A 19,860-nucleotide genomic window follows, 5' to 3' on the forward strand; every position below is an offset into this window, starting at 1 on the left:
AGGCGCCGCCCGACGCCCCGCGACGACGGTGGCCTCTGGCGGCGGGCCGCCTGACGGGCGCAGGTCTCAGCCACGGCGCCCCCGATCGGTGATGCGGGTCATGGCGCCCGGTCCGAGCGCACCGAAGGCGCTCAACCCCCCGAAGGCGCTGTCGTTCTGGGCGCCGACCGCCCCGCCGCGCTGGGCCGTGCTCTGCGACGCGATCTCGTCCTGCCCCTTCTGGTCGCGGCGGGCCTGCTCGGTGCGGACGCGCGCGTCGGCGCGGTCGACCAGCTGGCGCAGCGTCTCCTGCTTGCGGGCGGCGGCCAGCGTGTCGGCGCGGGCCAGCTCCAGCTCGGCCTGGCGACGCGCCAGCTCCGCGCGCTGCTGGTCGGCCCAGCCGCGCATCGCCTGCTTGTAGGCGGCGCTGTTCTGCGCCAGGCCGGGCAAGGCGACGCCGCTCAGGGTCGCCTGCGCGCCGAGCGCATCCAGCCGGTCGACCGTGCCCTGCACGCGCTGGCACAGCTGCTGCTGCGCGACCAGCTTCGCCTGCTGACGATCGAGCTGGAACTGCTGCAGCTCGGCCAGCTTGCCGAGGCTGCGACGCAGCGAATCCTGGCTGCCGCTCATGCGAGCACCTCCGTCAGTTGGGCTTGTGTCGATGCCAGCGGCGCGCCCTCGTGGGTGCCCTGGTGGAGGAAAGCCTCGATGCGCGGCCACAGCGCGACGGCGCGGTCCGTGGCGGGATCGGCGCCGGGCACGTAGGCGCCCAGCGGCATCAGTTCGCGGACCTGCTCGAAGCGGGCCATCAGCTGCTTGATCTCGCGTGCGGCCTGCTGCTGGCCGCGATCGGCGACCAGCGCCATGCAGCGGCTGATCGACTGCGCGACGTCGATGGCGGGGTAGTGCCCGCGCTCGGCCAGCGCGCGCGTCAGCACGATGTGGCCGTCCAGGATCGCGCGGGCCGTGTCGACCACCGGGTCCTGCTGGTCGTCGCCCTCGGCGAGGACCGTGTAGATCGCGCTCATGCTGCCCTCGCCCTCGCCGTTGCCGGCGCTCTCGACGAGCTCCGGCAGCAGGCTGAAGACCGACGGCGGATACCCGCGCGTGGCCGGCGGCTCGCCCAGCGCCAGCGCGACTTCGCGGCGCGCCATCGCGTAGCGCGTCAGCGAATCGACCAGCAGCAGCACGTGCTGGCCCTGGTCGCGGTAGTGGGCGGCGATGCTGTGGCAGAGCTCGGTGGCGCGCAGGCGCATCAGCGGCGACTCGTCGGCCGGCGCCACGACGACGACCGCGCGCGCCAGGCCCTCGGCGCCGAGCGACAGGTCGATGAACTCGCGCACCTCGCGCCCGCGTTCGCCGATCAGGCCGACGACGACGACATCGGCCACCGTGTTGCGCGTGATCAGGCCCAGCAGCACGCTCTTGCCGACGCCGGAGCCGGCCATCAGGCCGACGCGCTGGCCGCGGCCCAGCGTCAGCAGGCCGTTGATGGCGCGCACGCCGACGTCGAGCGGCTCGTGCACCGGCTTCTTGCGCAGCGGATTGACCTTGGGCGGCACCATCTGCAGCGGCAGGTCGCCGCCGAGGCGGCCGCGGCCGTCGATGGGCTCGCCCAGGCCGTTGACGATGCGGCCCAGCCACTGCGGACCGATCATCAGCGACGAGCGCTCCGGCGCCGGCAGCACGCGCGCGCCGGCGGCCAGGCCGTCGGGTTTCTTGAAGGGCATCAGGTAGGCGACCTGGTCGCGGAAGCCCACGACCTGCGCCGCCAGCCAGCCGTCGGGCGAACCTTCGCTCGCGCCTTCGAGCCGTTGTTCGATCAGGCAGCGCTGACCGGTGCGCAGCGTGCAGCCGCTCGCTTCGAGCAGCAGGCCCGAGGCGCCGACCAGACGGCCGGTGGGGGTCGACACCGGCACGTCGCCGAGTTCGACGCGACGCAGCGCGTTGCTGATCATCGGGCGCCCTCCCCGGCCGCGCCGAGCGCATCGAGCTCGCCAGCCGCCGTGTGCGAATGCGATGGCGCGGCACCGCCGTCGGACCCGTGGCCGTCGATCGTGGTCTCGGGCATCAACTGACCCCGCACCTGATCCATGCAGGCCGCCAGGCGCTGGCGGCAGCCGGCATCGGCCTCGCGACCGCCGGCGATGACGCGGCACTCGCCCGGGTCCAGCGAGGCGTCGGCATGCAGCGTCCACTCGTGCACGCGCTCGGGACCGAGCTCCAGCAGCCGCTGGCGATCCTCGGGATTCAGGAAGACCTCGACGCCGTCGCGCGCCGGCGGCATCGCCGACAGCGTCTCGTCGACCAGCGCCATCAGCTGCGTCGGCCGCAGCGTCAACTCGGCACGGATCACCTGGCGCGCGACGCGCTCCACCAGCTCGACGACCTCGCGCCGCATCGCGGACTGGTAGTCCTGCTGCAGCTGGCACAGGTGGGTGAGCAGCGTGTCGACCGCCGCCACGGGGCTGACCAGCAGCGCCCGCGCGTCCTCGCGGCCGGCGGCCAGTCCTTCGGCATGGCCGGCCGCCTCGGCGGCGCTGCGCGCCTCGTCGATGCCGGTCTGCAGGCCGCTCGCATAGCCTTCCTCGTAGCCCTTGGCCAGGCCTTCCTGGAAGCCCTGCGCCAGGCTGGCCTGCAGCTGCGCGCCGGACTGCCCGTCGAGCAGCGAGGACGCGCGGCCGACCTGGGCCAGCGGCGGGAAGCGATGCGGGCGCAGCGTCTTCATTCGACGACGTCCTCGGCGAACAGCTGGACCTGGATCTCGCCGACGTCCACCAGCGCCTTGACCTGCGCCATGATCTCGGCGCGCGCCTGCTCGACGCGGCTCATCGGCATCGGACCGCCGCGGCGCATCAGGTCCTCGAAGCTCTGCGCCTGGCGGCGCGGCATCGCGGCCAGCAGCGCGTCGCGCACCGGCGGCTCGGCACCCTTGAGCGCCACGGCCCACAGCTCCAGCGGCACCTCCTCGATGAGGCGCGTCAGCGTCGCCTCGCTCTGGCGCGAGAGCATGAAGAACTCGTACATCGACGACTCGATCTCGCCGACCACGCCCGGGTCGTGCGCGCGCAGCAGTTCCACCATCTGCTGGCGCTGGCCGGGCATGCGGTTGAGGATCTCGGCGACCTGCTTGACGCCTTCGACGGTCGCGCCCTGCTGACCCAGGCCGGAGAGGCAGCGCTCGACCAGCTCCTCGAGTTCCACCAGCAGCTCGGCGTCGACCTCCGACAGCCGCGCCATCTGCAGCAGCACGCGGTCGCGGCCGCCGGCCGGCCCTTCGGGCAGCGCGGCGACGACGTCGCCGGCCAGCGCGCTCGGCAGGAAGGCCAGGAAGACCGCCTGCATGCGCTGGTGCTCATGGCTGATCTGCTCGGCCAGCCACTTCGGCGAGGCCCATTGCAGGCGCTGCATCTTGGGCCGGATCGCGTCGCCGTAGATGCTGTTGAGCACGCTGGCCGCGATCTGTCCGCCCAGCGCCAGGTCCAGCGATCGCTTCAGGTAGGTGCGCGACGCGCCGTGCACGCCGCTCTGTTCGCGATAGTCGTCGAAGAAGGTCTGCAGCGAGGTGCGCACCCAGTCGACCTTGATGCCCGACAGCCGCGACATCACCTGCGTGACGTCCAGCAGCTCGTCGCGCGACAGGCAGCGCAGCACCGCGGCCGCGGGCTCCTCGCCCATGCTCAGCAGCACGATGGCGGCACGCTCGACCGGGCTCAGCGACGACGCGCTGCCGGGCGGAATGAAATCACTCGCTTCGGCCATTTTTCTTCTGCACCCATTGCTTGACGACTTCCGCCACCCGCTCCGGCTCCTTGGCCGCGAGCACCTTCAGGTGGTCCACCAGCACGTCCACCGGGGATCCCGGCGGCGGCAGTTCGTAGTTCTCGAGGAGCGGCGTCACCGCGGAGCCGGACTGCCCGGCACCGGCCAAAGCGCCCATGCCGGCGCCCATGCCGGCGCCCATGCCGGCACCGATCGGGCCGCCGAGCGCCGGAACGCCCTCGCCCGCCGGCGCCATCGCCGGCTGAGCGCCCAGGCCCGCGCCGGCGGCGCCGGACAGCGGCTCCAGCGGCGTGATCCCGGGACCGTCGGCGCGGCGCTCGGCGCGGCCGTCGTTGCCACGTTCCTTGCGCCGCGCGCCGCCCATGCCCAGCGCGTGCTGGCCCATGCGCAGCAGCGGACGCGCCAGCAGCAGGTAGCCGAGCAGCGCGGCCAAGGCATACGCGCCCCAGCCGCCGAACTCGACGATCGTGTCGCGCTGCTGGTACCAGGGCTCGACGACCGGCGGCGCCGGGAAGGCGAGCGTGGAGACGCTCAGCGTGTCGCCCCGCTGCGTGTCGATGCCCAGGCCGCCGTTGAGCAGCCGCTCGACCTTCTGCAGGTCGGCCGGCGTCCAGTCCTTCGCGCCGCCCGGCGCGGCGGCGGTGTTGAGCAGCACGGCCACGCTCAGGCGCTGCAGCCGGCCGCGGCTCTTCTTCACCTGCGTGATCGAGCGGTCATAGGCGTACTGGCGCGTGGAGGCGTTCTTGCGGGCGGTGTTGCTGTTGGCGTTCGCGCCGTTGGGATCCTCGCCCTGCGCCGCGGACGCGGCGGCCGCCGCCAGCGCGGCCGGCGGACGGTTGCTCAGCGAGCCCGGCACGCCCAGCGCGATGCGCTCGCGGTCCTGCTCCTCGCGCATCGCCTCGTTGGTCAGCTTGGGCGAGTCGCCGTACTGCTCGCGGGTTTCCTGGATGCGATCGTTGTTGACGTCGGCAGTGACGCTCAGGCGATAGTTCTGCTCGCCCAGCACCGGGGCCAGCAGCTCGTGCACGTTGCGGCGGATGTCGTCCTGGATGCGGCGCTGCGCCTCGTTGCCTTGCGCGCCGCCGTCGAAGCCCTCGCTCAGGTCGACGCGCGCCGACAGCAGGTTGCCCTGCTGGTCGACCAGGCTGACCCGCGCGGGATCGAGGTTGGCCACCGAGCCGGCGACCAGGTTGATCGCCGCGGCGATCTGCTCGTGGTTAAGCGAACGGCCCGGCTTGAGCGTCAGCACGACCGAGGCCGAGCTCTTCTGCCCGTCGTTGAGCACGAAGGAGCTGCTCTTGGCGACGGACAGATGCACGCGCGCGCCCTCGACGGCGTCGAGCGCCATCATGCTCTGGGCGAGCTCGCCCTCGAGACCGCGGCGGAAGCGGATGTCCTGCACGAACTGGCTCACGCCCAGCGGATCGTTCTGGTCCATCAGCTCCAGGCCGGCCGGCAGCTTGGCCACGACGCCCTTGGCGGCGAGCAGCATGCGCGCGCGACCCAGGTCCGAATCGGGCACCAGCACCTGGCCGCTCTCGGGATGCAGGCGGTAGGCGATGTGTTCGGCGTCGAGCACCGACAGCACGTCGGCGGTCGGCACATGCTCACGCTGGCCGAAGACCGGCTTGTAGCCGGCCTGGTCGCGCCACAGCAGCATCAGCACCAGCGCGGTGACGGCGGCGGCCAGGATCAGCAGCGGCGCGGCCGACCGGAGCAGCGGCAAACCGGCGCCCGCGGCGGGCGCGGCCCTGTTGAAGCCGCCCAGCGCCTGGCCGAGGCGGCGGCGCCACGCCGGCATGCCGCCGTCGCCGGCGGTGCCGGTCGCGTTCTGAAGGGTCTGCAGCTCGTTCATCTTGTGCGTCCCGCAGGCCTCAGAGCTGCATCTTGATCAGCTCGTCCACGGCGCCGACGACCTTGTTGCGGACCTGCATCAGCATCGAGAACGACAGGCTGGCTTCCTGGCTGGCGAGCATCGCGCCGACCAGGTCGTCGCTCTCCCCGCGTTCGACCGCTTCCATGCGGGCCGCGGCGGCCTGGTCGCGGTCGTCCACGCGCCGCAGCATCTGCTCGAAACCCGGTGTGGACAGGTTATCGCCCACGCCTTGTGACAGCGCCTGGGCGTCCCGCTGCAGCCGCACGCTGTCCTGTTTCAGCAGGGATTCCATCGTCGATTGACCGATGGCGGCATTGAGCATAGTGGCCGACATACCTTGGCTCCGGGCAAAAAGGGGCCTCGCCGCGCCGGACGGCGCGGGTTTTCCCCTGGCTATTCATTCACCTCATCCGCCCATTCCATCTGGTTAATGGCGCGGTTTTGGCATCGATATCTTTCAATCTCCGGGCGGAGATTCATGACGGATCGAATGTCGCTGTTCTTTTTGTCACCGTGTTGGCGGCGCGTATTTTTGCAGCGACATTTCCTCGATATTTACAGACCGTTTCATTCCCTGAGATTCGGACAAAGAGATTCCCTCGCGCCAGTTTGGCTGCGATATCGATATAGAGAATCTCCGGGGAATATCCGAAACCCATGCGGCGGCGAGCCGCATTCGGCCGGGCGACGCTGGCGGAACGACTCCGACAGTGCCGTCGCGGGCCGGGTCAGGGAATGAAAAGGTGGCTGTGAATGACCATGTCCGTCCTCTCTGTGCAAGACGGGCGCACCTCGGCGAGAGGGCAGGCAGGGTCACAACAGGCCCGGGTGGGGCCTGGCAGGCGAGCGCCTGTGAACCACGCGTCACGCGGCTCGCAGACTCAGGTCTGGCAACCCCGCTATCGTGATCCGGCGCCTGGCTGAAAGGGTTTCAGCTGGCGCCCGACGGTAGACCGGAGGCTTTGCGACCCCGGCTTTCGCTCGGGTGTGCCCTGATGTGTCCGGACTGTAGTCAATGTGAGCGTGCGCAACAAGAACCCTTTTTGCACCGCACCAAAACAGCGTCCGCCGGTGTGACGGATGTCACGAACCGGCGTCGATACTCGCGGGACGGCGATCCGCTGCTCGCGCATTTGCCTCGAAATAAGTCGGTTTTGTTTCGGGATTGATAAATGTGAACAATGTAATTCACCCTGCGCTCGTCGGGATATTAACGACCCATCCAGAGAGAGACTTAAACGCGCCGCTTCCGCGATGTGCGATTCGCGATCGGCGGTTTGTGATTTATTCCCCGCATGTTCCGAACCAGCAGTTCCAATGCTGGCTGAAATCACCATCGATTCCTAGAATTCGCTGGTTATGGCGTGAAATGCAATCGTCGCCCGATGGTTGTGCCGGCCGTTGTCGTACGACAGTTTCATTCAGCACGCCTCCCTTCTTCTCTGGAACCACGGATGAACCAGCCTCGCTCCGCCCAGCCGCACCGGCCCGCCGCGCTCGATCCGCGCAGCCTGGGCCGCCCCGTGCATCTGCTGCCGCAGGTGGCGCAGCGCCTGCGCGAGGCGCTGCAGCGCCTGCTCGTGCAGCCGTGGAATCGCCGCTATCACAGCCGTCATGAGCTGCACGCGCTGACGCTGCGGCCGCTGGACGGCGCAGGGCTCCAGGCCGGCGAGGTCGGCGACCTCGGTGAGGTGGGCCCGGCGGGGGACGGGCCCCGCTGGCTGCGCACCACGGGGCCGTCGGGCCTGCTGGCCTGCCGCATCGACCGCCCGCTGGTGCTGGCGCTGATGGCCAAGCGGCTCGGCCTGGGCGCGGACACCGCGCTGGCCACCGCCGACACGCCGCCCACCGCGACCGAGGACCGCCTGCTGCACCTGCTCGCCGGCCAGTTCGCCGGGCTGTGCGTGCACTGGCTGGCGCAGGCCTCCCGTCCCGATGGCGACGCCACGCAAGACCTGACCCCCGCCAGCGATCTGCCGCCGCTGCAGGGCGGCGCCCTGCCCGCCTTCGGCCCCGACGGCTGGGAGCTGATCGCCTCGCTGCGCGACGGCGACCAGGAGGCCACGATCTCGCTCGCCCTGGCCGGCGCCTATCTGTTGCCGCTGCTGCGTCAACTGTCCGCGCAGCACCGTCCGTCGCGGCCGCCGGCGCAGCAGCAGCCGCTGGACCGCCGCCTGGCGCTGACCGTGCAGGCGCGCCTGCTGGAGCGTGAACTGGACCTCGGCAGCGTGCTGGACCTGCGCCCGGGCGCGCTGATCCCGATCCGGCTGACCGATGCGACCGTGATGGTCGAGGGCTCGGCGCTGATGAGCGCGGCCGTGGCCGAACACCAGGGCAAGTTGTGCCTGACCTCTTTCCAAGACCTGGAGTGATTGATGATGAGCGATACCGATCTGATCGCCGGCCTGCTCGACGAACCGATGGCGGAGGACGCCCGCGTGGTCGAGAGCCGACCGGCCGGCCGCGACCTGCCCGCGCTGATGCGCAAGATCCCGGTGACGCTGACGCTGGAGGTCGGCGAGGCGCGCCTGTCGCTGCACGACCTGGCGCAGCTGCAGGCCGACAGCGTCGTCGAGCTCGACACGCTGGCCGGCGCGCCGCTGGTGATCAAGGTGAACGGCACGCCGATCGGGCATGCCGAGGTCGTCGTCAGCGGCGACAGCCACGCGCTGCGCGTGCTCGACATCGACGGGCTGGACCTGGACCGGCTGGGTTCATGAGGACTGGGGACGCGATCGATCGCGGCGCTCCACGGACGTGGGGAGCGCGCCGCCCGTTGGCGCCCAGGCTCGTCGCGCTGGGCGGCCTGCTCGCGCTCGCGTCGATCGCGGCCGACCCGGCGATGGCGGCGATCCGCATCGCCGGTGCCGGCGCGGGGGGCGGCGACTTCACGCTGAAGACGCAGGTGCTGGTCATCATGACGCTGCTCGGGCTGCTGCCCGTGCTGGTGCTGATGATGACGAGCTTCACGCGTTTCGTGATCGTGCTGTCGCTGCTGCGCCAGGCGCTGGGCCTGCAGCAGGGCCTGCCGAACCGGCTGGTGACCGGCATCGCGCTGATCCTGACGATCCTGGTGATGCGCCCGATCGGCGCGCAGATCTACGAGCAGGCGATGGTGCCCTACGACAGCGACAGGATCACGCTGATGCAGGCGCTGGCGATCGCGGAGAAACCGATCTCGCGCTTCATGCTGGCGCAGACCGGCAAGAGCGCGCTGGCGCAGATCGCGCAGCTGTCGGGCGAGACCAACGTGGCCAAGCCGGAGGACCACAGCTTCCCGGTGAAGCTCGCCGCCTTCACGCTGTCCGAGCTGAAGACCGCCTTCCAGATCGGCTGCATGCTGTTCATCCCCTTCCTGGTGATCGACCTGGTGGTGTCCTCGGTGCTGATGGCGATGGGGATGATGATGCTGTCGCCGCTGGTGATCTCGCTGCCGCTCAAGCTGCTGCTGTTCGTGCTGGTCGACGGCTGGACGCTGACGGTGAACACGTTGGTGTCGAGCGTGCGCGGGGTGGCGGGATGACGCCCGAGATCGCCGCCGACCTGATCGGCGAGAGCCTGCACCTGACGATGCTGCTGGTGCTGGTGCTGATCCTGCCGGGGCTGGTGACGGGCCTGATCGTGGCGCTGTTCCAGGCCGCGACGCAGATCAACGAGCAGACGCTGGCCTTCCTGCCGCGGCTGCTGGTGACGCTGCTGGTGCTGGGCATGGCGGGCCGCTGGATGGTGGGCCTGCTGATGGACTACTGCGTCTCGATCTTCGAGCGCGCGGCGCAGCTGGCCTCGTAGCCGGTCCCGTCGAGGAAGCGCGCCGTGGAGATCGAATTCAGCCAGCTCACCGCCTGGCTCAGCGCGCTGTGGTGGCCGTTCTGCCGCATCCTGGCGATGCTGGCCGCGGCGCCGACGATGGGCGACGCCGGCATGCCGATGTCCGCGCGCGTGCTGCTGTCGCTGGTGCTGGCGGTGGTGATGATGCCGGTCGCGCAGTCGACGGCGGTGCACATCCCGGTCTTCTCGATGCAGGGCGTGCTGGCCGCCGCCGAGCAGGCCGTCCTCGGCCTGGCCATGGGCCTGACCTTCCACCTGGCGATCGCCGTGATCGGGGTGCTGGGCTTCCTGCTGTCGTCGCAGCTGGGCCTGGCGATGGCGGTGATGAACGATCCGATCAACGGCAGTTCCTCGGACGTCGTCGGCGCGCTGCTCAACATCCTGTGCGTGCTCGCCTTCTTCGGCATGGACGGACACCTGCTGTTCACGGCGGTGCTGGGCGAGAGCTTCCGCGCCTGGCCGCTGGGCGCCGGGCTGTCGCTGCTGACGCTGCAGAACCTGGCCTACAACCTGGCGTGGGTGTTCTCCGCGGCGCTGCTGCTGGCGCTGCCGGTGGTGGCGGCGACGCTGGTCGTGCAGCTGGGCATGGGCTTCCTGAACCGCGTGGCGCCGGCGCTCAACCTGTTCTCTCTGGGCTACTCGCTGGTCACGCTGTTCGGGCTGTTCATGCTGACGCAGATGCTGGCGCACGTGCCGGCGCACTACCTGCGCATGACGCAGCAGCTGCTGCGGATGCTGGAGCAAGGCATGCGCGGCGTGCCCGATGCGGCAGGCGTCGTCGGCATGATCGGACCGGGGGGCCTGCATGGCTGAGTCCGACACCGCCGACAAGACCGAGAAGGCCTCCGAGCAGAAGCTGCGCAAGGCGCGCGAGCAGGGCCAGGTCGCGCGCAGCAAGGACATCGGCGCGGCGATCGGCCTGCTGGCCGGCTTGAAGCTGCTGATGATGATCGCGCCGTCCTACCTCGAGGACTTCGCGCGGCTGTTCCGGCTGGCGCTCGCGCCGCTGGACGGCAACGATGCGCTGCAGGGACTGGACGCGCTCTGGGGCGAGGCGGCGCATGAATCGCTGTGGCTGCTGGCGAAGATGCTGATGCCGCTGCTGGCCTTGCCGGCGGCGGTGATCCTGGCGACGCAGCTCGGCGGCGGCATCGTGTTCTCGCCGTCGCAGTGGGCGCCGAAGTTCTCGAAGCTGAATCCGCTGGGCAACCTGGGCCGGCTCTTCAGCGCCAAGCATTACACCGAGCTCGCCGCGACGCTGATGAAGACCGGCGGCGTGCTGGCCGTGCTGTACTGGGTGACCACGGCCTACGCGGCGCAGTACGTGCAGTTGCAGGCGCTGAGCCTGCCGCTGGCGCTGACGCGCGCGGCCGCGCTGGTGATGGACGGGTTGCTGACGCTGGCGGCGGTGCTCGCCTTCTATGCGCTGGTGGACGTGCCCTTGCAGCGCCTGCTGTTCCTGCGCAACCAGCGCATGAGCAAGCAGGAGGTCAAGGAGGAATACAAGCAGAACGAAGGCCGGCCCGAGGTGCGCCAGCGCATCCGGCAACTGCAGCAGCAGCTGGCGCGGCGCAGCGTGCGCAAGTCGGTGCCCGAGGCGGACGTCGTCATCGTCAACCCGTCGCACTACGCGGTCGCGCTGCGCTACGACAGCACCAAGGCGGAGGCGCCCTACGTCGTCGCCAAGGGCGTCGACGAGATGGCGCTCTACATCCGCTCCCTCGCGCGCGAGCACCGCGTGCAGTTGCTGGAGCTGCCGCCGCTGGCGCGCGCGCTCTACAACAGCGCGCAGGTGCAGCAGCAGATTCCCGCGTCGCTGTACCAGGCGGTCGCGCAGGTGCTCAGCTACGTGATGCAGCTGAAGGCCTTCCACGCGGGCCGCCGCCCGACCGAACCAAGCCTGGCGGGCGACCTGCCGGTGCCGCGCCATCTCTCCGATCCGGAGTCCGAATGAAGTCCTCTCCGCCCTCCTCGTCTTCGCCGTCCGCCGGGGCCGCGCGTTTCAGCCGCTTCGGCCGCCTCGGCCAGCAACTGCGCGACCTGCGCGTGGCCGCGCCGCTGTTCCTGCTGGCCATCCTGGGGATGGTGATCCTGCCGCTGCCGCCGGTGCTGCTGGACGTGCTGTTCACGTTCAACATCGTGCTGTCGCTGGTGGTGATCCTGGTCAGCGTGAACAGCCGACGGCCGCTGGACTTCTCGATCTTCCCGAGCGTGATCCTGGCGACGACGCTGATGCGGCTGTCGCTGAACGTCGCGTCCACGCGCGTGGTGCTGCTGCACGGGCACGAGGGCACGCACGCGGCGGGCAAGGTGATCGAGTCCTTCGGCAACGTCGTCATCGGCGGCAACTTCATCGTCGGCCTGGTGGTGTTCGTGATCCTGATGGTGGTGAACTTCATCGTCGTCACCAAGGGCGCGGAGCGGATCTCGGAGGTGTCGGCGCGCTTCACGCTGGACGCGCTGCCCGGCAAGCAGATGGCGATCGACGCCGACCTCAACGCCGGCCTGATCAACCAGGAGCAGGCGCAGAAGCGGCGGCAGGAGGTCGGCACCGAGGCCGACTTCTACGGCGCGATGGACGGTGCGAGCAAGTTCGTGCGCGGCGACGCGATCGCGTCGATCCTGATCCTGCTGATCAACCTGGTGGGCGGCGTCGCGATCGGCGCGTTGATGCACGGCCTGTCGCTGGGCGAGGCGATCCGCCAATACGGCCTGCTGACGATCGGCGACGGCCTGGTCGCGCAGATCCCGGCGCTGCTGCTGTCGGCCGCGGCCGCGATCATCGTGACGCGGGTCAGCGACTCGGGCGAATTCGAGCAGCAGGTCAGCGATCAGATGCTGGCGTCGCCGCAGGTGCTGTACAGCGCGGCGGGCGTGATGGGCGTGCTGGCGCTGATTCCCGGCATGCCGTGGCTGGCGTTCGGTGCGTTCGCGGTGGCGCTGGCCTATGCGGCGTGGCGGATGGGGGACCGGTCGCGCGACCGCATCCAGCCGGCGGCGCCGGTGGAGAGCGCGCTGGTCGCCGGCGCGCCGCCGGAGATCGACTGGCGCGCGCTGCCCGTGGTGGAGGCGGTGTCGGTGAGCCTGGGCTACAAGCTGGTCGGCCTGATCGATCCGGCGCAGGGCGCGCCGCTGCAGGCGCGGGTGCGCGGCATGCGGCAATCGCTGAGCGAGTCGCTGGGCGTGCTGCTGCCGACGCTGTCGGTGCGGGACGATCTCTCGCTGAAGCCGAGCCAGTACGCGATCTCGCTGAGCGGCGCGGTGGTGGCGCAGGCGGAGGTCTATCCGGACCGCCTGATGGCGATCGCGTCGGGCCAGGTGTGGGGCGATGTGGACGGCATCCCGGGTTTCGATCCGGCGTACGCGATGCCGATCACGTGGATCGACACCGAGCACAAGGCGCACGCGCTGGGGCTCGGTTACCAGGTGGTGGACGTGGCGAGCGTGGTCGCGACGCACGTGTCGAAGGTGCTGCGCGAGCAGTTGCCGGAGCTGCTGAAGTTCGACGACATCGCGGCGCTGATGGAGCGCCTGAACGCGATCGCGCCCAAGCTCGGCGGTGCGCTGGACAAGGCGTACACGCACGCGCAGCTGCTGAAGGTGATGCGCCTGCTGCTGGCCGAGGGCGTGGCGGTGAAGGACATCCAGAGCATCGCGTCGACGCTGGTCGAGAACGCGGAGGCGACGAAGGATCCGGTGCTGCTGGCGGCGGAGGTGCGCTGCGCGCTGAAGCGGCAGATCGTCTCGCAGCTGCAGGGGCCGCAGGGGGCGCTGGGGGCGCTGAAGGTGTTCAACCTCGGCAGCGATCTGGAGAACCACCTCTTGAACGCGCTGAACCAGGCGCGCGCGGGCGGCGCGAAGGTGCAGCTGGACAGCTATCCGGTGGATCCGCAGCTGCTGTCGCAGCTGCAGCAGCACATGCCGGGGGCGCGGGACCAGATGAAGTCGCTCGGCGCGCCGCCGGCGCTGCTCGTCATGCCGCAGGTGCGGCCGCTGCTGGCGCGATACGCCCGGCTCTTCGCGCCCGGGCTGGCCGTGCTCTCGTACAACGAGGTGCCGGATCAGAAGGAGATTGCGGTGGTGGGGACGCTGGGGTGACTTTCTGTGAACGCCCGCGCCTATGCTGATTCGGGCTGCGCAGCACGCATGACCCTGGCGGACAGATCCGCGCCCGACATGTCCTCGTAGCGAGCCGGAATCCTGTTTTTCATTTGAAGCAGGCGACAGTGCGCGGAGCGCGTGAGTTGCCCATAGGTCACCGCGCGGACGCTGCCGCGAATCAGGCCGCCGGCCACGAATGGCATTTCAAGTTCCGCGTCCTCTCCGATCGCGTGACCGACGACGAATGCAGTCAGCTGCGACGGCCCGTCCAATGCGCCGCAGCGATAGAAGTCGTCCAGATAGCCGAGCGTCTGCCAGAGATCAACGCGCTGCAGCACATGTCCGCCACGCTTGAGTTCCACCAGCAGTACTTTCTGCTGCCGGATCAGGCGCTCGTCTCCGGGCCCGAAACCCTCCGTCCCGACGACACAACAGGTGGCATCCGCAAGCATCACCAGATCGGGGCGCTTTCGGTGATTGGAGAAGTCCATCGGAGACAAGCGCTTCTTGAAGATCTTCTCCGCCGCGGTCCGAAGCGACACGTTGGACACGTATTCGGCGCTATCGAACTCTGCTCCGAAGAGCCACCGGGATTGGGCCACCAACGGATGCAGGACCTGCAATTCGTCCGCCGTCGGGTCGCCGCTCAACTGGTCGAGCGTGGCGAGCACGGCCATGCGGTGGTCGATCTCGTCCAGCACGGTGAGCGCGTCCCGGACGGTCCATTGGTCCAGAAGACGACCCAGACCTTCGATGTCCGAGTCCCCGAACACCGCCAGCCTGTCGAGCAACCCTGAGCCACCACGCGATTGTTCAAGGCGGATGGCCGCCAGCACGGCCGCGGACAGGATGTCCTGGGAAACAGCCGGCGTGGCCTTCACCAGCTCCCGCGTGAAGGTCGCGACTCCCGCGCGCTGCATCGGCGTCAGCATCCCGAAGGCCGCTCGATGGCACATCAATGCGTCCTCGGAACTCTTCTCGGACACCGTGCCGCCCCATTTGTCGAGCGAGATGCTGACGTAGTCGCGCACCGCGAGACGCATGGCATCGACCATCGCGCCTGGCCTGAACTCACGCCAGTCCCTCCCGACTTCCGGCAACCACCCCTCCCCCGCCTGAACGACGATGGCATAGCGCTTCGCGAAACGGCCGTGTGCATCGATCAGGGATTCGCCTTCGATCGTCCAGCTCGGCATTCCAACGCGCCGTCCATTCACCCAGAAGGAGATGCCGGCATGGCTGGCGACCCGACCGGCGCGAGTGGCGTCGACAACGCTCACCGATACCGGCGGGCGACCGTCCAGCCGCAGCGCGGTGCGCTCGATTGAACCGGACAGATCCGCGGTCGTCACAGCTTCACCATTCACACGCACCAGAAATCGTGGGTCATGGAGGAACCCCGCCGCGAGCAGCGCGCGGATCTCACCAGCTTCCGGAAGCCGTCGTTCAACGACGACGGCGATGCGCGTCCCATGACCATCGCGGAGAGCACGAAGCTCGTTCTCGATACCGAAGGGCATCGACACCGTGGGCGTAGCGAGGGTTACACACGTGGCCTCACCATCGCGCCACGTCTCGACCGAGTACCTGTCCGCGAAGCAGAGCAGCCCGTGACGCCCCATGCCGCTGCGACCATAGGCGAAGCGCCGCCAACCCTTGCGCAGCGGAGGGAACTCGACCTCGACCCCTTGACGCTTGAGTCGGTCGTACCCCAGCGTCATCCACCGCTCCCGGAACTGGTCGGCGGTCATGCCGTGACCGTCGTCCTCGACCACCAGCGTCCCGCCAGTCGCCTCCGGAATCGTCAGATCGACCAGCGATGCGCCAGCGTCCCACGCGTTGGCCACGAGCTCCGTCAACGCCATGCCGGCGTCTTCCGCGATGGGACCGATCGTCCGGAGAAGGAAGTCCTCTTCAAAAAGCGAGGTCGTCGATTCGTCGTTCTGTGATTGGAATGCGGTCATGTCATGTCTCTTCAGATCAATGCATGACGGCACTCTATGGCCGCTCCGGCGGGGCGCAAACCAAGGGCCTGGGCATCGTGGTTCGGGCGTCTCACCCTCTGGAGCGACTGAGATCCCCCAAAGGTGCAGGACTCACGCCAGGGCCGACTTCAACAAGCCAATCGGACCTGACGATGCATCAACCATTCCGCGGTCTTCCCTTCGACCGGCAGCGACGGAACGCCCACCGATCCATCCCGCTTCAACTCATGGAGCAAGGCCTTCGCCCGCTCCACCGTCTCCGGGCTGACGCTGTTTGACACCAGTGCCCACCGCAACCATTCGATGGTGCGGGGGCGTTCACGCTTTCGCCCCTTGAAACCTCGAAAGACTTTTTCCAACGGTCGCCCGCGAAGCACTCTGTTGCGCGGTGCAACGGCCGTCGCGGCTTCTGCAGAAATACATTGGCAACAAACCAGTCAATGAGCCGCCTCCATGCAGAAGCCACGCCTCCTCCGCCGTCCGTTCACGGGCATGAGCCCGATCGCCGCGGCGTTCTCGCTGGCGATCCTCACGGCCTGCGGAGGCGGATCGGGATCGAGCGAAGCCCCGCCGCCGCCGGTGGCGACCACCCCACCGTCGACCGGCGCCAGTTCACCGACGACGCCGGAAACGCCGTCCACACCGACGACACCAACAACGCCGACGACTCCGCAGACTCCGCAGAATCCGCAGAATCCGCAGAATCCAGAAACGCCGACCACCACGCCGACGCCTGCGCCGGTGCCTCCTGCCGGGGCGGACGATCCCCAGACGGCCGCCACCTTCACCGCGACCGACGCCGAACTCCCGAATCCCGAGCGCGGCTTCTTCCGCTGGACCTGGGCCAACCTCGACGCCTTCACACGCGCCGATGCCGATGACGCCTACAAGGCCGGCTATCGCCTGCTCTTTTCCAAGCTGGACCTGTCGGCCTATCGCGGTTCAGACCTGACCCCGGCGCTGCTCGCTCAAGTGGAGACGGCGCTCGGCCATGCGCGCGCCGCCGGCGTCAAGCTCGTGATCCGCGTGGTCTACAACTATCCGGAATCGGAAGTCGACTACCAGAACGCCAAGGACGCGCCGCTGTCACGCGTGCTCGCCCACATCACGCAGTTCAAGCCGGTGCTGCAGCGCAACGCCGACGTGATCGCGTTCATGCAGGCGGGCTTCATCGGCGCCTGGGGCGAGTGGCACACCTCCTCCAACAACCTGACTGCCCCGGCCAGCCGCAACCAGATCCGCGATGCGCTGCTCGCCGCGCTGCCGGCAAGCCGCTTCATCCAGCTGCGCTATCCGCCCTACGTGATGGACGGCACGCCGACGCTGCCGCCCTTGAGCGCCGTGCTGACCGGTAGCCTGCGCGTCGGGGTGCACAACGACTGCTTCCTCGCCAGCAAGACCGACGTCGGCACCTATGACGACGACACGGCCACCGCTTCGAAGCAGCGCGACTACATCGACCGGCTGGGCGATCTCGCGCCCTTCGGCGGCGAGACCTGCAACCCGGCCGACGAAGCCGGCGCCGTGCCGCGCAGCCAATGCGCCGACATCCTCGCCGAGGGCGCCCGCTACAACCTGACCTACCTCAACGACGAGTACTACCGCACCGCCTTCCACGACAAATGGGTGCAAGGCGGCTGCATGACCGAGGTGCAACGGAAGATGGGCTATCGACTGGCGCTGGTGAAGGCCACGCACGCGGCGTCGGTCACGCGGGGTCAGGCCTTGAGTGTGCGTCTGGACCTGCGCAACGACGGATGGGCGCGCGTGTTCAATCCGCGCGGCGTGCAGCTCGTGCTCACGAACGCCGCGAACGGCGGGGTGCGCCGCATCGATGCTTCGGGCGCCGACCCGCGCACGTGGCTGCCCAGCGGCGTCGACCAGGCCGCGACGCTCACCGCGCCCGTGCCCGCCGACCTCCCGATTGGCCGCTATCAGGTCAGCGTGGCGCTGCCCGACGGCGACGCCCGTCTGAGCGGCGACGCGCGCTACGCGATCCGCTGGGCCAATGCGGACAACGCCGCCTCGGGTCAGCGCTGGGATGCGACGCTGGGCGCCTTCTCGCTTGGCACCGTCGTCGACGTGAAGTGACGCGCTCTTCTCCCTCTCCCGCTTGCGGGAGAGCAACCGTGTCAAGCGCTTCTTACTCCCTCTCCCGCTTGCGGGAGAGGGCGGGGGTGAGGGCCAACGGCGGCGGACGTGCTGAAGCCTCGCACTCGCACTCGCACTCGCACTCGCACTCGCACTCGCACTCGCACTCGCACTCGCACTCGCACTCGCACTCGCACTCGCACTCGCACTCGCACTCGCGGGCGAGGATCTTCGATCAGCGCGCAGCCACCGCGACCGCGTGCAGCCGACCGATGGCCGTCACCCGCTGCAGTCGCTTCAAGGCCTGATGGGCTGACGGCCCGTCGCAGTCGTCGTATTCCAGCGTGGCGGCCAAGGCGTCGCGCAGTCGCGCGATGTCGTTCGCAGCCGCGGCCCGGCGGAACCAGACGCTGAAGCACAGCGAGGACAGCGCCGCCTGCTCGCGCTCCTCCAGCGCGAGGAAAGCCCGTTGCCAACGCGGCACGAGGGGCCTCGGCGGCAGGCGCCGCAACAGGTCGCCATCGAGCCGATGCCGCATGTTCAGGGCCTGCTCCGCCATCAGCGGTTCCGCGGGCGGCTCCCTGCCCGCCTGCAGCGCGACGGCGCACAGCATGCCCATCACGAGGTTCGCGTGATACGAGGTGCGCTGCACGACGTCCTCATGCGAGAGACCGTGTCCAGTCGCCGCCATCCATCGCGCATGGTCCGGCCCGGGCAGGAAACCCTGCGCGTCCTGCGCGCTCGCCAGCACGTCGAAGGCGAAGACCGCCGCCGGGCTCCAGGGCTGCTGCAGCATCGGCCAGGTCCACAGCAACTCCGCCGCGAGGTCGAAGTTGTCCGCGTCGAGTGCCGCGGCCAGTCCCGCCTCCGCCTCGGCGAGGATCTCCTCCACCGGTCGTGGCAGGTGCACCGGACGCCGCCCCATGTCGGAGGCATACATCACCACGTGCGTGAACATGTAGAGGTCCAAGGTCGAGCACCCCAGCACGTCGAGCGGCCAGGCGATGCAGGTGCTCATCAGCAGCTCTTCATCGATGGGCTCGACATCGACGCGACCGCGCCGGATCTGATCGAGCCACGCGCATTCGAGCTGGTGATTCGGCAGCCGCTCCGGCCCGCAGGCCTCGTTGCCATCGAGGATGTCGCCGAGCAGGCGATCGAACGCCTCGTCCGGATACCCCGCGTCGCCGAGGAACAGATGCGCCGACGCATGCTCCAGCGCGCAACCCGCGTCGTTGCACAGGCGCTCCCGCACCCTCGCCCCGCGCGCCTGCGCCACGAGCTGCACCGCGAGCAGGCGCGCCTCGACATCGAGCGTCTCGTCCTCCCCGCGCAAGGGCGCCGTCGTGCGCAGCAGCATGGCGGCCTCGCCGACGACCTTGCCCAGCACCAGCACGGGCGGCTCGTCCGTGGCGACTTTGGCGAGGCCCTCCTCCTCCGCGGCCGCGGCCGCCTTCAAGGTTCTCCGGGCCAGGCGCACCGCGAGGTGCACGCGGCCCAGCAGGTCGTCCCGACGCCGGGTCGCGACCGACCGCCTGCCAACCATCGGCCGGACACTGGGCATCGAGACGACCGCGCTCATGGCGTCACTCGCGCAGTTGAGGGACGTTGCGCAGGATGTCCAGCTCCGGTCCCGGCCAGCCGCAGTTCCAGATGGCGTGGCGGTTGATGATGGTCACCAACGGTTCGCCCTGCAGCAGGGCGCGCTCGCCGAACTTGGCGAAGGTCGCGCTGACCGCGTCGATGTTGATGGCCTTGCTCTCGACGAGCGCTTCGATGACCTGCTGCTGGAATGCGGTTCTCGCTTCGGTTCTCATGGCTGACTCCTTGGTAATGCCGTGAAGAGGCCTGCGTACGGCCTCGGCGCATCGGGAACAAAGCGGACTGCTTCCCCTCGATCGCCTACCGGTTGTAGATGCCGCTCCGGCGACCCACTACCCCTAGCTCTCCTCCCTCTGAAGTGGTCCCTCCAATGGGCGCCCGCGAATGAGCGCCCCCCATTGGGGGACACCAGAAGCACCGCCGCATCGATTCCGGCGACTGCCCGCCATCGCCAAACCGGCTCGATTTCCGCCTCATGTCTTGCGCGAAGAATGATTAGGTGATTACCCGCAGTTGTACGACCTCCCTCTTGAACCGTGAGGTCGTGCTCGCTACCATCCGGCTCACGCTGGTACCGGTACCAATCCAGGTGCGATGAAGGGTCCAGCGCTGTTG

General features: G+C 69.2%; 17 protein-coding genes and 1 riboswitch. Of the genes, 8 read left to right on the forward strand and 9 right to left on the reverse strand.

Translation table 11 applies throughout. The annotated features are described in order from the left end of the window. Nucleotides 1-66 precede the first annotated feature (66 nt). From ACQ4L4_RS12350 to ACQ4L4_RS12375, 6 genes are read right to left on the reverse strand one after another with little or no spacing between them, the layout of a single operon-like run. A complete protein-coding gene (locus tag ACQ4L4_RS12350) occupies nucleotides 67-609 on the reverse strand; it encodes a flagellar FliJ family protein (protein ID WP_431104510.1) in 543 nt (180 codons plus the stop codon). Beyond that, the gene (gene fliI / locus ACQ4L4_RS12355) at nucleotides 606-1,937 is read right to left on the reverse strand and encodes a flagellar protein export ATPase FliI (protein ID WP_431104511.1); all 1,332 of its coding nucleotides are present in this window, start codon (nucleotides 1,935-1,937) and stop codon (nucleotides 606-608) included. Before fliI ends, ACQ4L4_RS12350 begins: the two co-directional genes overlap by 4 nt. Further along, nucleotides 1,934-2,707, reverse strand: a complete 774-nt coding sequence (gene fliH / locus ACQ4L4_RS12360; protein WP_431104512.1) for a flagellar assembly protein FliH — start codon at nucleotides 2,705-2,707, stop codon at nucleotides 1,934-1,936. The genes fliI and fliH overlap by 4 nt, the downstream gene beginning before the upstream one ends. After that, nucleotides 2,704-3,741, reverse strand: a complete 1,038-nt coding sequence (locus ACQ4L4_RS12365) for a FliG C-terminal domain-containing protein (protein ID WP_431104513.1) — start codon at nucleotides 3,739-3,741, stop codon at nucleotides 2,704-2,706. The genes fliH and ACQ4L4_RS12365 overlap by 4 nt, the downstream gene beginning before the upstream one ends. Then, nucleotides 3,725-5,617 carry a flagellar basal-body MS-ring/collar protein FliF gene (gene fliF / locus ACQ4L4_RS12370; protein WP_431104514.1) on the reverse strand — a complete coding sequence of 631 codons (1,893 nt, stop codon included), beginning with the start codon at nucleotides 5,615-5,617 and terminating at the stop codon, nucleotides 3,725-3,727. Before fliF ends, ACQ4L4_RS12365 begins: the two co-directional genes overlap by 17 nt. A 19-nt stretch (nucleotides 5,618-5,636) precedes the next feature. Further along, nucleotides 5,637-5,972, reverse strand: a complete 336-nt coding sequence (locus tag ACQ4L4_RS12375; RefSeq protein WP_431104515.1) for a flagellar hook-basal body complex protein FliE — start codon at nucleotides 5,970-5,972, stop codon at nucleotides 5,637-5,639. A gap of 552 nt (nucleotides 5,973-6,524) precedes the next feature. Then, a riboswitch (cyclic di-GMP riboswitch) is annotated at nucleotides 6,525-6,640 on the reverse strand. 452 nt (nucleotides 6,641-7,092) lie between these two features. Here ACQ4L4_RS12375 and ACQ4L4_RS12380 point away from each other — a divergent pair. Genes ACQ4L4_RS12380 through ACQ4L4_RS12410 form a run of 7 tightly spaced genes read left to right on the forward strand, consistent with a single transcriptional unit; the run spans nucleotide 7,093 to nucleotide 13,564 of the window. After that, on the forward strand, nucleotides 7,093-8,010 hold the full coding sequence (locus ACQ4L4_RS12380) for a hypothetical protein (RefSeq protein ID WP_431104516.1): 918 nt from the start codon (nucleotides 7,093-7,095) through the stop codon (nucleotides 8,008-8,010). Between the two features lie 6 nt (nucleotides 8,011-8,016). Continuing rightward, on the forward strand, nucleotides 8,017-8,358 hold the full coding sequence (locus ACQ4L4_RS12385; RefSeq protein ID WP_377153193.1) for a FliM/FliN family flagellar motor switch protein: 342 nt from the start codon (nucleotides 8,017-8,019) through the stop codon (nucleotides 8,356-8,358). After that, nucleotides 8,355-9,161 (forward strand): flagellar type III secretion system pore protein FliP, encoded by an 807-nt coding sequence (gene fliP / locus ACQ4L4_RS12390; RefSeq protein ID WP_431104517.1) that lies wholly within the window; start codon nucleotides 8,355-8,357, stop codon nucleotides 9,159-9,161. The genes ACQ4L4_RS12385 and fliP overlap by 4 nt, the downstream gene beginning before the upstream one ends. Next, nucleotides 9,158-9,427 (forward strand): flagellar biosynthesis protein FliQ, encoded by a 270-nt coding sequence (gene fliQ / locus ACQ4L4_RS12395; protein WP_431104518.1) that lies wholly within the window; start codon nucleotides 9,158-9,160, stop codon nucleotides 9,425-9,427. Before fliP ends, fliQ begins: the two co-directional genes overlap by 4 nt. Nucleotides 9,428-9,451: 24 nt before the next feature. Then, entirely contained in the window at nucleotides 9,452-10,279 is an 828-nt protein-coding gene (locus ACQ4L4_RS12400; protein ID WP_431104519.1) for a flagellar biosynthetic protein FliR, read from the forward strand. Further along, entirely contained in the window at nucleotides 10,272-11,420 is a 1,149-nt protein-coding gene (gene flhB, locus ACQ4L4_RS12405; RefSeq protein WP_431104520.1) for a flagellar type III secretion system protein FlhB, read from the forward strand. The genes ACQ4L4_RS12400 and flhB overlap by 8 nt, the downstream gene beginning before the upstream one ends. Beyond that, the gene (locus ACQ4L4_RS12410; RefSeq protein ID WP_431104521.1) at nucleotides 11,417-13,564 is read left to right on the forward strand and encodes a flagellar biosynthesis protein FlhA; all 2,148 of its coding nucleotides are present in this window, start codon (nucleotides 11,417-11,419) and stop codon (nucleotides 13,562-13,564) included. Before flhB ends, ACQ4L4_RS12410 begins: the two co-directional genes overlap by 4 nt. Before the next feature lie 20 nt (nucleotides 13,565-13,584). On the opposite strand, the gene ACQ4L4_RS12415 is transcribed toward ACQ4L4_RS12410, so the two are convergent. Then, a complete protein-coding gene (locus tag ACQ4L4_RS12415) occupies nucleotides 13,585-15,531 on the reverse strand; it encodes an ATP-binding protein (RefSeq protein WP_431104522.1) in 1,947 nt (648 codons plus the stop codon). Nucleotides 15,532-16,005: 474 nt separating this feature from the next. On the opposite strand from ACQ4L4_RS12415, the gene ACQ4L4_RS12420 reads away from it, so the two are divergent. Continuing rightward, entirely contained in the window at nucleotides 16,006-17,643 is a 1,638-nt protein-coding gene (locus tag ACQ4L4_RS12420) for a DUF4832 domain-containing protein (protein ID WP_431104523.1), read from the forward strand. A gap of 235 nt (nucleotides 17,644-17,878) precedes the next feature. Here ACQ4L4_RS12420 and ACQ4L4_RS12425 read toward each other — a convergent pair whose 3' ends face one another. Then, nucleotides 17,879-19,225 carry a DUF6895 family protein gene (locus ACQ4L4_RS12425; RefSeq protein ID WP_431104524.1) on the reverse strand — a complete coding sequence of 449 codons (1,347 nt, stop codon included), beginning with the start codon at nucleotides 19,223-19,225 and terminating at the stop codon, nucleotides 17,879-17,881. Between the two features lie 4 nt (nucleotides 19,226-19,229). Next, nucleotides 19,230-19,460, reverse strand: a complete 231-nt coding sequence (locus ACQ4L4_RS12430; protein ID WP_377153175.1) for a hypothetical protein — start codon at nucleotides 19,458-19,460, stop codon at nucleotides 19,230-19,232. Between the last annotated feature and the right edge of the window lie 400 nt (nucleotides 19,461-19,860).

The sequence above is a fragment of the Roseateles noduli genome (assembly GCF_050626985.1).
GTDB lineage: Bacteria > Pseudomonadota > Gammaproteobacteria > Burkholderiales > Burkholderiaceae_C > Roseateles > Roseateles noduli_A.